General features: G+C 45.3%; 21 protein-coding genes. 1 reads left to right on the top strand and 20 read right to left on the bottom strand.

Going from position 1 to position 15,566, the window contains the following annotated elements:
- Positions 1-8: 8 nt before the first annotated feature.
- The 9 genes from BB781_RS02445 to BB781_RS02485 all read right to left on the bottom strand — a co-directional run bounded on the left by BB781_RS02445 (position 9) and on the right by BB781_RS02485 (position 5,978).
- On the bottom strand, positions 9-920 hold the full coding sequence (locus BB781_RS02445; protein WP_094226917.1) for a hypothetical protein: 912 nt from the start codon (positions 918-920) through the stop codon (positions 9-11).
- Positions 920-1,270 carry a hypothetical protein gene (locus BB781_RS02450; RefSeq protein WP_094226918.1) on the bottom strand — a complete coding sequence of 117 codons (351 nt, stop codon included), beginning with the start codon at positions 1,268-1,270 and terminating at the stop codon, positions 920-922. The genes BB781_RS02445 and BB781_RS02450 overlap by 1 nt, the downstream gene beginning before the upstream one ends.
- A gap of 9 nt (positions 1,271-1,279) precedes the next feature.
- A complete protein-coding gene (locus BB781_RS02455; RefSeq protein ID WP_094226919.1) occupies positions 1,280-1,705 on the bottom strand; it encodes a hypothetical protein in 426 nt (141 codons plus the stop codon).
- Between the two features lie 82 nt (positions 1,706-1,787).
- Positions 1,788-2,195 carry a hypothetical protein gene (locus BB781_RS02460; protein ID WP_094226920.1) on the bottom strand — a complete coding sequence of 136 codons (408 nt, stop codon included), beginning with the start codon at positions 2,193-2,195 and terminating at the stop codon, positions 1,788-1,790.
- A 125-nt stretch (positions 2,196-2,320) separates the two neighbouring features.
- Complete coding sequence (locus tag BB781_RS02465; protein ID WP_129582609.1) at positions 2,321-2,587, bottom strand: hypothetical protein; 267 nt, start codon at positions 2,585-2,587, stop codon at positions 2,321-2,323.
- Positions 2,588-2,630: 43 nt separating this feature from the next.
- Positions 2,631-2,996, bottom strand: coding sequence for a hypothetical protein (locus BB781_RS02470; protein ID WP_129582610.1), 366 nt, complete (start codon positions 2,994-2,996; stop codon positions 2,631-2,633).
- On the bottom strand, positions 2,993-3,226 hold the full coding sequence (locus tag BB781_RS02475; protein ID WP_094226923.1) for a hypothetical protein: 234 nt from the start codon (positions 3,224-3,226) through the stop codon (positions 2,993-2,995). Before BB781_RS02475 ends, BB781_RS02470 begins: the two co-directional genes overlap by 4 nt.
- 10 nt (positions 3,227-3,236) lie before the next feature.
- A complete protein-coding gene (locus BB781_RS02480) occupies positions 3,237-3,437 on the bottom strand; it encodes a hypothetical protein (protein ID WP_094226924.1) in 201 nt (66 codons plus the stop codon).
- Between the two features lie 24 nt (positions 3,438-3,461).
- Complete coding sequence (locus BB781_RS02485; RefSeq protein ID WP_094226925.1) at positions 3,462-5,978, bottom strand: DNRLRE domain-containing protein; 2,517 nt, start codon at positions 5,976-5,978, stop codon at positions 3,462-3,464.
- A gap of 118 nt (positions 5,979-6,096) precedes the next feature.
- Here BB781_RS02485 and BB781_RS16030 point away from each other — a divergent pair, with 118 nt between their 5' ends.
- Positions 6,097-6,942 carry a PEF-CTERM sorting domain-containing protein gene (locus BB781_RS16030; protein WP_094226926.1) on the top strand — a complete coding sequence of 282 codons (846 nt, stop codon included), beginning with the start codon at positions 6,097-6,099 and terminating at the stop codon, positions 6,940-6,942.
- Positions 6,943-6,955: 13 nt separating this feature from the next.
- On the opposite strand, the gene BB781_RS02495 is transcribed toward BB781_RS16030, so the two are convergent.
- The 11 genes from BB781_RS02495 to BB781_RS02545 all read right to left on the bottom strand — a co-directional run bounded on the left by BB781_RS02495 (position 6,956) and on the right by BB781_RS02545 (position 15,557).
- Complete coding sequence (locus BB781_RS02495) at positions 6,956-7,222, bottom strand: hypothetical protein (RefSeq protein ID WP_094226927.1); 267 nt, start codon at positions 7,220-7,222, stop codon at positions 6,956-6,958.
- Entirely contained in the window at positions 7,219-7,653 is a 435-nt protein-coding gene (locus tag BB781_RS02500; protein WP_094226928.1) for a hypothetical protein, read from the bottom strand. Before BB781_RS02500 ends, BB781_RS02495 begins: the two co-directional genes overlap by 4 nt.
- Complete coding sequence (locus BB781_RS02505) at positions 7,650-8,054, bottom strand: hypothetical protein (RefSeq protein WP_094226929.1); 405 nt, start codon at positions 8,052-8,054, stop codon at positions 7,650-7,652. The genes BB781_RS02500 and BB781_RS02505 overlap by 4 nt, the downstream gene beginning before the upstream one ends.
- Before the next feature lie 30 nt (positions 8,055-8,084).
- On the bottom strand, positions 8,085-8,906 hold the full coding sequence (locus BB781_RS02510) for a hypothetical protein (protein WP_094226930.1): 822 nt from the start codon (positions 8,904-8,906) through the stop codon (positions 8,085-8,087).
- 1 nt (position 8,907) lies between these two features.
- Positions 8,908-9,282, bottom strand: a complete 375-nt coding sequence (locus BB781_RS02515) for a capsid cement protein (protein ID WP_094226931.1) — start codon at positions 9,280-9,282, stop codon at positions 8,908-8,910.
- Positions 9,282-10,202 (bottom strand): hypothetical protein, encoded by a 921-nt coding sequence (locus BB781_RS02520; protein ID WP_129582611.1) that lies wholly within the window; start codon positions 10,200-10,202, stop codon positions 9,282-9,284. The genes BB781_RS02515 and BB781_RS02520 overlap by 1 nt, the downstream gene beginning before the upstream one ends.
- A 49-nt stretch (positions 10,203-10,251) precedes the next feature.
- A complete protein-coding gene (locus BB781_RS02525) occupies positions 10,252-10,458 on the bottom strand; it encodes a hypothetical protein (protein ID WP_094226933.1) in 207 nt (68 codons plus the stop codon).
- A 4-nt stretch (positions 10,459-10,462) separates the two neighbouring features.
- Entirely contained in the window at positions 10,463-11,863 is a 1,401-nt protein-coding gene (locus BB781_RS02530; protein ID WP_094226934.1) for a phage minor head protein, read from the bottom strand.
- A gap of 78 nt (positions 11,864-11,941) precedes the next feature.
- Positions 11,942-13,666, bottom strand: a complete 1,725-nt coding sequence (locus BB781_RS02535) for a hypothetical protein (protein ID WP_129582612.1) — start codon at positions 13,664-13,666, stop codon at positions 11,942-11,944.
- A 42-nt stretch (positions 13,667-13,708) separates the two neighbouring features.
- The gene (gene terL / locus BB781_RS02540) at positions 13,709-15,088 is read right to left on the bottom strand and encodes a phage terminase large subunit (protein WP_094226936.1); all 1,380 of its coding nucleotides are present in this window, start codon (positions 15,086-15,088) and stop codon (positions 13,709-13,711) included.
- Positions 15,072-15,557, bottom strand: coding sequence for a hypothetical protein (locus tag BB781_RS02545; protein WP_094226937.1), 486 nt, complete (start codon positions 15,555-15,557; stop codon positions 15,072-15,074). Before BB781_RS02545 ends, terL begins: the two co-directional genes overlap by 17 nt.
- Between the last annotated feature and the right edge of the window lie 9 nt (positions 15,558-15,566).

Here is a 15,566-nt window from a genome sequence, read left to right on the forward strand (position 1 = left end):
TACTCACCTCATGCAATTGCTATCCTTGTTGCTTCACCATCACTGGTGAGGGTCATACCGACCTTTGATGCAGGGGACAGGTTCACCGATGGCGCGTTGGTCCAGTACAGGTTTGAGAAAGTAAATGCCTTGGTCCCCAGTGTGAAGTCAATCTTATGAGCATCGCCGTCGAGGATGTCGTCGTGGACGCCCATGCCTATCATAGACATGCCCATGTCCACCTGCATTGACCGTGAAAGGAACGACCAGTCGCCTATCTTGCTGGCTGCCTCTGAACTGAGATCATAGACCGGTTCGATGTCGTTCTCAATGCTTATCTTAAGAGATTCGAGGTAGACATCTGATGTGTCGGGGGATACATCATCATACTCGAACAGCGTGATACTTGACATTGTGTATGGTGCTGCGGTTGGTGCAGATGCGTGGGAGCCAGTGCCTTTGTAATCTGTTTCGCTCCAGTCAGTTTTTCCGATGCACATGAATGTCAGTGTGAGTGTTGCAGCTGTTCTGGTGTCAGGGAAGTCGAGAACGGCAGACTTCCATCCACAGCCTTCAAGAACACAGTATTCCGTACCGGCCACAAGACCGATACTAATAGGGTGAGATACAATTCCCGGTGCATACGCTGACGTGGTCGCTCCCAGCAGGATATATGGAAGCCATGTAACTCCGGATACTTTCAAAGTGATGGTGACCTGATGTGTTTCTCCGGTTTTGACAGATTCCCCACATGAGAGGGGGTCTGTGTCAGTAGCACCCTTGAGGATCTTATAGGATTCCATCTCAGGTCCTGACTGCACATCAATCCCGACGAGATCACCAGGAAATGCTAACATGGTTGGGTTTGTGGGTGTTGTTCCCAGAGTTTCTTCGCCAATATATTCAGCCCAGCGGACCGTTCTTCCGTCAATCACTGCCATTATAATTCACCTCTGATGTATGCCTTGTATTTGTTTTGTTTCAGCACAAGCTCATCAATTTCTGCCTGCCTGGCTGCCCTGAGTACATTTGCTTCCGTGCCTGTCAAACTGTCGGGAACAACGTGGAGAGAGTTCTGTTTGCTGTCTATCACAGTTGACAATTCAGCAGCTGCAGTTGATAGAACAGTCTGTGCCATGGTGTTCTCGGCAATCAGCCGGATGAGTTCTGCGTTCTGTGCTTTCAGACCGTTGTTTTCGGCCTTCAGTTCTATGACCTTGGCTTCGAGTATTTCCAGCTGAGCGTTGGCTATGTCAAGCTCGCTGGTCTTTTCGGTGGTGTTTTCTGCCATATTTTGACCTCATGAGTGGTAGAGTGTAATCGAAACAATGTAATCAAAAACCCCTTCGTCATATCCCAGATTGCCTATGCTGGCGATATCCTCCTGCGCGTTGAATATCCTGACATCACCGGTGAGTGGCGTTGTCCAGCCCTCGACCGTGGAGCAGACAAGCGATGCAAATGATTCTGCGATAGTTGCCCCGTTCTGCCCGGACTGGTTCGTAGTGAGTATGTGGATCGTGAGAGTGGACTGATAGTAGAGCTGTCCGGAAGAAACATCGAAGACATATGATGCAATACCATCATTAGAAATATTGAGCGTGATTGTAGGATAGGATGTGATTGCCTGATTGCTCCATATTTTTGAGGCACTTATACCAGTAATCGATGCGGGAATGGATGTGAATATAGATTTCTTTTGTGTGTCGGATAATGCTCTTGCCATCGGTGGGTTCTCCACTTGTAATTAGAAACACAGGTTCTCTGCAAGAGGTGGTTGGTTTTCGGGTATATAAAGGAAAGTTGAATTATTTGCCGTTGACGATCTTCTTAATCTGTTTTCTGTTTTCCCGGGAGGCTGATCTCATGAACGACCTCTCCGGGATATTTGCCTTCGGTGCTCCAAACTCATGATGCCGTGCAATCAATGCTCTTGATCCAAACACACCGACCTCAACGTATCCCGGACCACCCTTATGGTCAATCTGGTCCAACAACTCGCCTTCGTCTATAAGAGGTGTTGAACTTCCCTTGCTGGCCACAGTACGAGCCTTCAGTGGTGGTTGTAAACGTGACATGATCTTCTCTGTCATCTTTGTTTCCAGGAACACACCGGCTTTCTCAAGACGTTCTTGTGTACCATTATCAAGATCCTCTCTGAGTTTGTCCAGGGCCTTTAGAGTACCAGCTGTATCAGCACTCACACGGACTACCATTCAGTTCCCTCCGATGTTTTTCTTGGCATGCTTTGCAGCAGTAGGGGAGTGCGACTTGCCTATATTTTACAAAGTAGACCGAATTGAACTTCCTCTTCTGAATACGAGTCATCGGGATAAGAGTATCACAATCGGGATTCGCACAGGATACCAATGTTGTTTCTATCATGGTTTACTATGTCGTTGATGTAAGCGTCTTCGTGTGTCTCAACAGTTGGAAATACTGAAATACAAAATATATCTTCTGCAATATTCGGTGCAGTACAGGAAACATTGACTGTGTGGATCAAAAGGGGTATTTTGAGATGGTCACATTTGTAGAAGTCAGAACATTTGTTAGTGCAGATGACAGGATACTCCGTTTCAGCCACACGTCCATATTTCTTGCACAAAAACATACTACCATATATACTCTTATATAATTTATATTTATATTTATCTTTTGACCATCAAGTACGTGATGCGGGACACATCAACATACTGATCCATCAGGTTGGACTCTTTCATCTTTGAGTTGACCAGCCATTCTGTGATGGTGGTGTCCTCTTCTGTGATCTTGATACGGTCGCCCGGAACAATTGCAAGCGAGGAATCACAGGTTAGCGTTCTGACACCTTTCTCAACTATACCAGGATCCAGGTATTGACGTTCTTTCAAACTGATATCTGCAACATGGCCAGACATCGCAGTTTCGGTTGTGGATTCCGGGACCCATGCCCCCGTGCTTTGGTTGGTGTATCCCTCTGTGACATCCACTTTTTTAATGGTCCGCGGATAATTAAATGCGTAAAATGGCATCATATCCTCCCCGTCAAAACCAAAAAAAACCACACAAGTGCAGACACAACCAGGGAAATGCCTGCCACTATTCCCCGGTCATGCTGCCTACACTGCTCAAGAAAAGAAACCCTCTCATCGAGTTTCTCATGCGCAACCAATTGTCGAGAATATGAACTGCGAACATCGTCAACCTTCTGTTCAATTCTCCCAAGTGATCTGCATATTTCACTGAGTAGGTCGTTCTCTGCCATTTCTAGCCCCTTATGCTTTCCCGAACAGATACCCCAGTGGAGTGCCCATCATCATGGTGAGGACCCCTACTGCAGTCTCGTTGACGTCTATTCCATTGACGAGCATATAGGCTGCCACACCCGCACCCGCTACGATTGTGACAAGTGCTGCTATTTCATCGGCGTTGTGGGAAAGTATTGCATTTCCTTTCGTTGTTTCATTTTCGGTCATATTCTGATGCCTCCGTCTAATTGATTACCATCTTCTCCTGTTCCAGAAATATCCTGCAGCGAGAATGAATGCTCCTACGATTGCTATGAATCCACCAGATCCGCTTTCCCCATCAACATCTAATGTTAATGTAACGAGTGTACTCTGACTATCTGATGAATCAGGAGAATACACAAGCATATCAGGGGTAATAGTCGCAGTATCTGTTTCTCCGTCTTTAGTTGCAGTGACAGTCCACGTAACATCCTGCGATTGTCCTGTTGTTGTGTAATACTTCGTTGATTTTGTCAATGCAACTGCACCGGATGCATTTTCATATCTGTCGGGAAGCTCGCCATCTGAAAGAGTCAAAGAACTGTTTATAGTGTCTGTGTATGCCTTTTCTACACCACCATAATCCAGATTATGAGGATATATCTGTTCTCCTGTTTCTGGATTAGTTGCAGTTGTTGAGAATGATAGTGTTGCCCCTTCAACATTCTGACCGGATGGATTTACTACTTTGATGTTTGGATAATATCCAAGATGTAGCGTTGAATCACAATAATCGGGATAATTGATTTGCCAGTATGTTGCTTCTGAACTTGGATTAATTGCATATACGTCAGCTTTGTGAATTTCAACTCCACCATTATTATAATAATCAACCATCCACCACATTTTCGTATTGACAGTCACGTTAGTGTCAATAAATGTAATAGTATCTCTTGAATAGTTTGCACTATCGGTTTCATTTATTGCAGTAGTCGATGTTCCGGGTGAGAAAACTGTAATCGGATACTCATCACTATTTGCAAAATTTATAGAAATATTATCAAATAGAAGTTTATCAGATGTTAGATATTCATATCCTGGTGACCAGTATCCAAACGTATATATTCCCTGTCCATCGTGATTGGTTGCGGTTATGTTCCTGAATATTATATTATTTTGATGACCGCCTGCTGCAATGAGCCTGTCTCTTGTGTTTTGCGCAGTAGAATCTTCAATTAGATTATATGATTCCATTTCTTCTCCAGCGCCATAAAACACATTCCAAGAGTCTCCATTGCTCGCATTGTGACCAAGCACAGAATTATTATAGAACCAGCCAAACGAACCCTTTGTTTCGATTGCATTATGACCGTATCCATCCGGATAGACAACGTTTGAATGAACTGTATTATAATCATTCAGATTTAATTTTATGGCAGTATACACAGCTTCATGTATGTGGTTATAGGCAATTGTATTGTTATTTGCGCCTGCACGGATATATATGCCCGAACCACCGTTGTTCTTTTGAGCAGCCCATATATGATTTCCTGCGATGTTTAGGCCTTCTACAAATGTACCGCTTGTCTGTGTTGTTGTCATTATTCCGTCATAGCCAGCAGTGATATTGTTGTTTAGTATTGTGATGTTATTTCCAGCATTCCCATCAATTGTTATGCCATGGCTACTAGAATAACTAGAATACATGTAATTATCTTGCAGAGTAACGCCGTTCACCGATGCACTGCTAGAAAAGTAAAAAGAACCACCAGCATAGGATTCATCACTTGTAATATTACAATTTCTAATAGTTGCATTTGTTACATCAGAACCAGTCGCGAAACTTACAGGTGTTCCATAAAATGATGAAATATTACAGTTATGAATTAAAATGTTAGAGCCTGAAACAGTATCAAATACTAGTGTATTTTGTCCAGTAGTTGTTGATTGTGTTTCAATGTCAATGTTTTTGATTGTCAGGTTGTTCTGACCAGATAATGTGATTGGGTTCTCGTCACCAGTGGTATATATTTTTGCAGAATCGCCGTATCCGGATATAGTTACATTTTTAGCAGAACCGGAAATAGTAACAGATTCGTTATATTCTCCTGTGATGTAGATATTCCCACTTGAATTAATTAATTGTACTGCTCCCGATACGGTTTCAAATGGATAATCTTCTGTTCCGTTATTAGAATCAGAGGCAGACGGATGCGAGGCATTAACATAAATTGTATCATATGTGTCTGCATAAGTAACGTTTATATATGCTGGATAATCTCCTTCTCTTGAACTAAGTAACAACCACCAGCCATTTCTTGTAGCTGTTCCAAAAGAATGAGTGCCACTGCTGGATATATAACTAGAAACATTGATACTGTTCCATCCACTCGTGAATGCTGGAATTGTGGCTCCATTCACATTAACATCCGTGGTGGGTCTGCCACTGTTCCATGTAGTTGTATTCTCTGCCCAATTATTAGATATGTAAGTCAAATAATTAAATCCGTTGATTTGGTATCCATTATTTACATAGATGTTCAACCATGCAGATGTGACCGGTTTATCTACTTCAAACTTGAAATACACTCTATCATTGTAACTAGCATCACGTCTATCAAACAATGTTGTATTTGTTCCAAAATTTGTATTCGGTTCTGTTTCTCTTACCGATGTATCTTCAGATACTGTGATATTCACTTTGTCTGCACTCACTGTGCCTGATGTCAATATTAAGACTGCAAAACATATGAAAAAGAGGGATTTAATATTCCAATTAAATTGCATGAGAAAAAGTTAAAATTGGAGTATATAAAGGAAAGTTGAAACGTGTTTAGAAAACTTAATAAACATGATATGATTTCTTATACATAATAGGGTTAAAAATTTAATTAACGGTGGTATAATGAAATTAAATGAAATATTGTTGATAGCTTTAGCTTTAGCTATCTTTTTTGTTAGTACGGCAGCAGCCGGGGAGATCCTCAACCCAGGTGAAATAAACGAAACATTTATAGTTCACGATGGTGAAACTCTTTGGATACACCCAGGTGACTCGCTTTCCATAGCAGCAAATTTTGTTATCGAGTCAGGTGGTATTTTTATCAACGAAGGGGATTCACTGAGGGTAAGTGTTAGTCAGTTCACTGTCAAGCAAAATGGAACTTTTGTCAATCGGGGTGACTGGTTTAGAACGCAGATGAGCGAGTTTAATTTTGAAAACAATAGCATTATCATCAATGAAGGGACACTTTATTTTGGGGACACGAGTATTAACAATTTTGCTTATATCAATAACAGTGGTTCTTTTGGTGTAAGTGATTTTGCTATCCTCAACAATTATGGGACAGTGTATAACACTGGCACCCTTGGGTTTATAGGCAGTGTATATAACCATGGTTTGATTGAAACATTTGGTCAAATGAATATACTACCATTATACCATTTTGAAAACATGGAAACTGGGATTATCAATAATAACGGTTTAATATCTCTAGCTAAACGCATAACTAACAACGGCATTATTAACAATTACGGTGACTTCATGGGTTTTGAAACAGTCTATAACAACGGCGCCATAATATGTTACCCAGGAAGTACGTTCGGTGGGGATACTGAACTTAGGATAATTGTAGAAGGCAACCCTGTTCAGTGGGCAAATCAGGAAAACAATATACCAGAATTCCCAACAATCGCACTCCCCATGATAGCGATAATAGGACTAGCACTGTTCTTCAAGAGAAGGAAATAAAAACCCTTCTCTACTATTTTTCAACACTATTATTCAACTGACCATCATCTAACAGGTCAGAGATTATCCGATTAACAGTCCTTTTCTTAGGTTTTGGCTGTCCTTCCAGCAGGTCACCTATCCTTTTCAACTGCTTGATGATCTCTTCCTGATTGTACAGTTCAATGATTTTCACTTCTCTATCAGAAAGGGACCTAATGTCAAGGATCTCCCCTGGTTGAGCTGGCCACCTGTCTGCTTTGATCTGAGCTTTGACAAACTCCTGTGTGGGATACATCATGCTTTGTACCTCCCCATTACGTTTACAGCGACAGTTGCAGCTCCACCGGTGGCCACCTCAATCCATGCTTTTGTGCCAGGCGGAACATCCTCAATCAGCGGGTATGCCGTTGACATTCCCTGCAGTGCCTGTGTTCCGGTGAGAGCCATTGAATATGCATATTTCTCCTTATCTGCACCAAGAACACGCCACTTCAAAGCAACTGCCAGTGTAACAGAAGCAGACGCAGTCACATTGATATCGACCATGCTGTAGTATCTGATCTTTTCAGCATCGATGTAGAATTTAAGAGTCTCTGCACCAGCTGCTGTGAGACAATAGAAAGCAGGTGCATCAGTATCAGGTGTGAGTTCAACACCTTCGGAGTCTGTTAGGGGGATTCCACGAGGTTTATCCCCCTGCTCCTGTGTGAACTCGTCGGTATATTTCATTCAGAATCCTCCTCAGAATAGAATGTTGATTCATTAGTGTAAGTGTAGTTGGTTCCGCTAGTCCGTATTTTCAGGGTTTCTATCAAGGCACTATACTCAACCGCATAGGTGGATACACCACGACCATTCCCGAATGTTATTTGTGAATCGCCCTCTTTGATCTGTGTCACCGAACCTTTCATCAGTGAAGGATTCGGAGAAACCAGAGAGTTGACAATCCAACAGAGCACTACCCTTGAGTAGAGATCAGCAGCACCACCGGTGAATGATGTCCGGTTAGTTGCATTCTGAACTATGCTTTCGGCTGTGTCGGAAAGGGTTTCTATGAAAGCGGTTGTATATCCCGCCGGCAAGCTGGTCTGTAGTTCCAGCTCAACGTCTGTATCTGAGATGAGTGCCACGATAGTTCACCCGAAAAACAGAGGACGGGGTTAGCCGTCCAGGCCGGTGAGCACATAGACTGCCTTGTTGGTCGTGCTTCCAGTGTCGTGGATGTTGGAAACTACCTCTCTCCAGACGTCAATCTGGTACACCTCAGCACCACTCATAAGGTCCTTTCTGCGAACCTTGACCGGACCATTGCCTATCACCATGCCCGGTGCTCTGGATGCAACCACGGCGGCGGAGTCGGCTGTCATTTCCGTTGACACCATGATAGGGATGTTGTACCCAGGTATCACAGAAACAGCATTTCCTATCTGGCTCGCGGTTGGAATGCTGATTTTTCCGGTGTAGTTGGCAAATGCAGTGCTTCCCATCAGGCAGTAGTCTGCTTTGTATGGCCTCAGTGCAGCAATTGCTGTTGCAAGATCTACAAGTGGATTGTTTGCGCCTGACCAATCTGCCCCGGCGTCTGTCTGCGGAGTGGTTTTTGCTGCTGCGACGATCTTTTTGTTGAGAAGCTGAGCAAGCCTGTCGGATGCACCACTTATCTGAAGGGTGAGGGGATCCCCGGCTCTGCTTTTGTACCTGGCTTCGTCAGTGACCGCGACTTTGACACGGTCCTTTTTGAGGTCGAAGTCCACTTTTGTGAAATCGGAACCACCGATATCAGACTCTTCCATCGGCTCGAGATCTTCGTTCCCAGATGGCACACTGTATACTGGAATGGTTGCTACAAGTTCCGGTACCTGAACACTCATACACATCGGTGCGAGGTCAGTGAGTTCTACAGCGCCTTTGAGCACCCTCATTGCTATGTTTTTGGCATCAAGTGAGCCATCTATGTTTGTAGGTGTAATTGTTCCAGCCATATTAGTTCACCAGCCCTATCCATACAGTTCCAGCAGAGGAAGATCCAATTGCCTCCATTGCTGTTCCAAGTGTTTCGCCGTATACCCCGTAATCAGATGCGACTACAAGACCGGTTGATCCAGCCATCACGGTTGCACCCTTTGCAATCGTTGCGGCGGTTGAGGTAACTTCTACCCTCCCCCATATGCACACGCTGATGGTTTCGGTGTCTGCTCCACCTGTGATTGCTACTCCAAACTTGCCAGCGTCTGTGAGGACAGCTGGGTCCCATTTCCCGTCTGCTTCGAGGTGTACTACCTGCCCCTTTGTGACAGTGGTGCCGGCAGTTACTGTTATAACGACACATTCCTCGCCCTTCAGGTCTCCAACTGCCATTATTCCACCTCAATTGATGTTACACCGAGGCTGGCATAGTCTACCTCGTTGGTTGTGCTCTGGACACCAGTTCCTGCAGATGCACCGATGCGCTTGCCTACACTCTCTCGGATGGCTGCGAGTGTGCTTTTCAGAACATCCACGTGAACGTCTTTGAAGGATGCAATGGTCTCATCTGAAACACACGATTTGAGTTCGGTGATGACCGCTTCTCTTTCTGCCTGCTCCCGTGTTGATTTGAGTATTCCCTCGATGCCTGCTTTGACGGCTGCATCGATTGTGCTTTTCAGGCTCTCGTCCTTTGCGATAGACTCCTTTTGGAGCTTCTCGATAGTGGACTTGAGTGTTTCAATCTCTGTTTTCTGGTCAGAGATAGTTGATTCAAGTTTTGTTGCGTCTTCTGGTATGTTTACCCCTCCGGGAGTATCTACTTCAGAATTTTCAGTATGAGTATATAAAGGAAAGTTGAAATCTGGATCACATGATACGATTGGTAGACCACACCCTTCCTTCATCGGGCAGGCTGGTTTGAAAGGATAGAATACGAAAGTACTTCCTGTACCCCTAAGCTTCAGGATATCTGATCCTTTGACTTCCAATGGCTCTGATTCCTGGGACACCCCTCTGTATGCAGCTGAGTTGATAGCATCAATGGTTTCCTGGGAAAGGTCCTCAAAAGTAGCGTATACATAAGGATCTTCAAACCAGGACTTTGTTATCTTACCCTTTTCCTTGACCATATGGTTGATTGTGACAATTCCGTTAATCCAGGATTCTGCACCAGATTCCAATGCTTCTTTTGTTAGGGCATACTCCTTGCCTTTGCGGTCATAAGCTTTTGTGCCTACTTTAACCATGGGCAATGTGACCGAGTTACCTTCGATGAGTGGTTTTTCGGATAGAATTGTTGAAATTAGCATACTCTAGAGTCAGAGCATGCAGTATAAAAAGGAAAGTTGAAAAAATAAGTTACTGTTTGTTTTCGTCGTAGCCCGGGTCACCCGGAAGAGGGTACGGTTCGAACTTGACACCCCACAGTTTTTCAAGTTCGAGGAAGTGTTTTTCGCCTTCCTCGGCGGCCCTGGGGCTAATCTGGCCTTTTTTCCCAATAATTCCTGGACCTTTCATCACAAATCGTTCCCCGCTGTCCTTTGCCCATTTATTTTTTTTAGCCATGACATCACTCGTTTAGCTCAACTGTATGATATACGTATCGAAGAGTTCCGCCGTTTTCTGATACCATCATAGACTTGGATTTTTTTCTATAAAAAGTAGTCCCCATTGCAAACAATACTTCCGAATCATAGTGCCCGTTGGTGTCTCCGATGAATAGCGCAGTCTGGCCTTTCTTCGCTTTCATCTCAAAGAAGTGCTTCTCCCATACCCCGTCATCCCCTTTAACTAACTCCGCATACCTGATTGGCACTCCATCATGATAAGAGAATGCGGAGAAGCCGTGGTCGCGTAGCTCTATCTCTCCTGCCTTGATCCGGGAGATGATTGGTTCCCCGATGCCTCGCCTCAGAACCATATCGTCTTCGAGCTTGCTCTTCTTGACAATACTTTCGAGTACCAGCCCGATACCTGTGTATCGCTCGACTTCCTCCACAGTCATATCTTTTGTGACTGCCTCTATTTTTCTAGGGATTGCATTAATAGGCTTTGATTCGTTCTGCCAGGTCCCTATATGCTCTTTCTCGCCGCCTGTGAGGTCTTCGCGCATCGTGTATGGAATTTCCTTCTTTGGAGTGGTGCCAAAGTCAACTGTCTTCCTCCTGAAATTCCATTCCCCTGCTTCCTCGTCCCAGTACAGTCCTGATTTCCTCTTGATTTCGTCATAAAAGGATTGTGGAGTATCAAGATCTTCATCGTTGAAAAATGGGATTTGTCGATGCCTGCAGTTTGGCTCATGCAGCAGCTGTAGGGCAAGGTCTGACTGTTCGGTGCCATATTCATATACCCTTCCCAGGACTGCAATATGATGGTCCCTGGCCCTTTCATCAGACGGACCAGTGAACCTCCAGAACTTGAACCCCATTCTCTGGTATTCCAGTGCTCTGCCTTCTTCCCAGGCAGAGTGTGTGGAAGTCCTGGCCAACATGTCAGCATATGCCTTTGAATTGGTGACGTATGGTTTTGTGATTTTCTTTTCGATCTTTCTGAGTGTTCCGTTCTTCCCTACCTGGATAACAGTCCTTGTCTGACCTACATGGTTGATTATGATACGTTCGCTGCCACCAAAAACACCTTTGGCATATTCCCGTACCTCCTTTGAGATATCTGCATATCCTTTGCCTTCTGTAAGAAGTTCTCTTGCCCTGTCCTTGATCTGCTCTCCGGCTGCCCTGTTAAACTCGGAAATATATCCAAAATGTTCAGCAGATAGACGCTTGATAGCATTCTGCTGGACCTGTGAAAGTCTTTCCTTATCTGCAGAATAAACCGTTGACGTGAGGTTCCGGGATCCTGCCACAAAAGCAGCTGCTAATCTCAGAGCGACCATATCTCTCATCCGGATGTTCAACCTGGTAATGAGCTGGTCTATCTGACCTTCCAGGTCCTGGATGGTTTCAGCGGGCATTGACCATCAGTCCACATATGTAGATCATGGCCGTAACCATGCCAACGCAATACCACGTGATAGTTGTCCGGAAGTCCATTATACCAGCTCCTGGAAGTCGTTCTGGATGTCCTTGTAGGCTTTCAGGAGATCTTCCTTCAGGTCACTCTCATCTGATTCGGATGGTGTCAGATCTTCCCTTGATGTACTCGTGATTGCCTGTGTATTAAGATCTTCCTGGGCAGATAGTTGTCCTGTATCGACTAGAGTATTGTCAAAGTTGTCCAGGTCCAGGACACCAAAGCCAGCCTCTTCCCCAAGTGCCTGGATATCTGACCGGCCAGCACCAACTGACTTGATGGCCTGGAGGGTCTGAGCATCCGTGAGCTTTGCCTGTGCTTCACTCAGGCGATCCTTCACATCTACTGTGTCGAGCTGGAACCTGCATTCCATATCTGCGAACGTGAATGTGCCTGTTTCCGTGGTGTCGTCTTTCCCTGGAACTGAGTATGTCCATGATTTCCCTGCAAACTTATCCCGGATAAGTTCATCTGCGACAACTTCGTAGTCATGTCTCACGCCTGCATAAGTAGTATTGAACAGTTCCAGGATAGTCCGTGATGTTGCCAGCTCCGAACCGTTGGCTTTGACCAGGGCAACAGGGAAACCGAATGCCTGCCCTATCTCCTGATCAAGAAGATCGAGCATGGTTTTGATGAATGCAGACGGGACAGACCTACCGGACTCAATGACCTGCATCTCAGTGTCTGGCCCTGAGGAAAACACCCCTCCATCTTTGAGTGATTTCAAAACATTTGCTGCGGCTGTTTTGCAGGCACTGATCCACGTGTTGTACATTGAGCTTTGAGCAGCGTATTGTTCAGGGTCTGTCTCTTCCATTCCGGCCGGGGGTTGCTGTGGCACAGTGGTGATGAGATCCTTACCGCCATCTGCACCGGTGACCTCGAGGACAAGTCCATTTTTGATGTGTACAAAGGGAGAGAGCACTCTAAAGATGATGTTAGGAGAGTTTGTGAGAAGGAGACGCTTGAGCCAGATTGCAAGGATTGCGCTGTCGATTGGTGCAGGCTCACCAGGTTCTACTCTGTGCATTGCAATGATGCGATCGGTTGAATCCACTCTCAGGTTAGTAGTGTCAGTGATACCATACTTCTCTTTGATACTGCCAAATATATCAAGAGCTCGCGGATCACTGACCTCCCCTTCCACATACATCTTCCCCCCCGGGATGAACCAGGTGTTGTATTCAGTTGTGGATGAGTTCTCTGTCCACGAATTATTGACGTAGATTTTCTGATGATATGCAGCGACAGTTGAGTCCCATGGGTCCCTATAAGTCGCGATTGTGGAATTCTTTAGAGGCGCAAGGCGTTCGATACTGTCGTTGTTGGGGTCTTTTCTCCTGAACGAATGACCATGGATGATTGTATAGTCTTTGAAATCGTCTCTGAACGCAGCAAGCAAACCGATTTCTACCAGGTACTGCCTGATTTCCTTGATTGCTGGTTGGAATTTCTTGTTGTCCGCTGTGTTGAGGACATAACTGCCCAACAGACTGTTCATTAGGAATGGTGTGATGGTACCTTTCAAAAGAGGATCTGATTTGAATGCTTCTTCTCTCATTGAGGGAGTAACTTCAAACACAGAACCGTCAGGCATTTTGGCTTTGGTTTCCTTTATCCATGCCAATGTGGTGATGTATGTTTGGTAGGGATCGTCACCAACATGTGCCCCAATTGGGGTGCTTTTCTTTGATGTTGGAGTGGGGGAAGTAGTTGAAAATAGTTTATTGAATAGCGACATGAAGAAATGGTTAAGGATGTGAGTATATAAAGGAAAGTTGAATTATATTCTCAGTCCTCCTGACAATCCAAAACCGGGACTAAACGTGGGCACTTTTGCAGGCTTATGGAACAGCGAATTAAATGCCCCCGACAGAGCATCAACCTGATCATCATGAGCACGTTCGGGGAATCCCTCAAGCTCTGACAGAAACTCGTTGTTCCATGATCCATGAACGATGTACACATTTCCATTCTGGCAAGCAGCACTCACCGGACCAGCCCGGACAACCTTTGAACCGGTTGATTTCACACCGAGAAAATTAAAACCTTTGAAGATGGTTGTTGCATGGGTTGCTATCACTCGCTTTCCTGAACTACCCGGCTCTTCCTCTTCCCGAACCATAACATCACGGCCGTCTGAATATGCTGTCTGTTTCATGTGCTCATCTGCTGCACCCGGACTTTTCCTGAACCGTTGAACATCGAGTACATAGTATTTGCCAGTAAGCTCTCCCGCAAGAACACCCACCGAGTAGTCAGGATTATTTGTGTTCTTGGCTTCCGTGGCCGCACAGTCCCAGAATCTCACGTATCTGGAACACTTCGGAGCCGCATCAATGAACTTGTCCTCAAACCATTCGCGTTTGAAGTAGAGTCCCGCCGCCGGCTTAACTTTCCAGTTACCTCCCAGGAGTCGTTCCCTTTCCACAAATGGAAGTGCCTCCAGGTTAGCTTTGTACGATGGGTCTTTCTGCATCAGTATCTGGTTGTCTTCCAGTTTTGCAGAAATGAATGTGAAAGACTTTGGAAGGGTGCCAGGGTATTTCTCCATCAGCTCTTCCTTTGAATCACCCCATATCATGGTTCCATCAATTCGGATGAACCAGCGGATGACTCCGGAGCGTTCCCTGATTGGATATCCGTCTTCTCCAATGTACCAATCAATGAACTCTGCCACCCACGAGTCCGCATCCGGGTTTGTTGTAGCCCGGATGTATGGCCGGATCCCGCAGGTAGATCTGTTTCTTGAGAGCATATAGAAGAACTGCGATTCCGTGAAGTGTGTGAGCTCATCGAAACCAATCAGGACGATCTGAGACCCCTGCCAGTCGAGTTTGTTCTTCTCGTGTTCCATGTGAGCGAATTTGACACGTGTGCCAGCTGGGAAGTTCCACTCTAAAGTTGATTCACTTGGATGGCCACCTGCAAAAGGATAGAGTGATTCTGACGTGTCCCACAGGGATCCTGCATTTCGGACCTGCACAGATGTCCTCCTGAAGATAACAGCACTATATCCAAGATGGTTGATGTGACGAAGTGCCTCAAGGAGAAGTGCAAAGCTTTTGCCCCCTCCAGCTGCGCCACCATATAGGGCCACGTCTGCGGGTGTGCTGAGAAATGTTTCTTGTGGCCCGGGCTGGGGTTTAATTTTCATCGCCATGGCCTGCACCTACGATCTTTGGTTCGTCGCGGTTGTTTCCTGGCAAGTAGAACATAATGTTTACTCCACAGTTGCTTTCCGGAAGAGATACTTTGTATTTGCCTAGGACCTTGTTGACAATGTCCAGGCCTGTGTAGATCTTGTCAATCGCCTGGATAGCAGTCCGGAAATCCCCTTCTTCTTTTGCCTGGCTACAGATATCCTTGAGCTCGCCAATACATGCCATGGCCTCGTCGATAGTGTTGATCTCTGCCTCCGCGACTCTGGCCTTGAGTTTGTCGGACTTTGCAACAGCTATCTGTTTCTCCTTCTCCCGGGAGGCAAAGAAACGCTGCACTGAGGACTGTGTGATATCCTCCCCGGATTCGCTGGATAGGAGCTCTGCAATTTCAGCATATGGCTTTTTCTTCTCCTGAAGATCAACAGCACGGGTTTCAAGATTAAACTTTATAATTTTATTTGTAGCCATGGTTGATTC

It is taken from the genome of Methanolobus psychrotolerans (genome assembly GCF_002243045.1).
GTDB classification, from domain to species: Archaea; Halobacteriota; Methanosarcinia; order Methanosarcinales; family Methanosarcinaceae; genus Methanolobus; species Methanolobus psychrotolerans.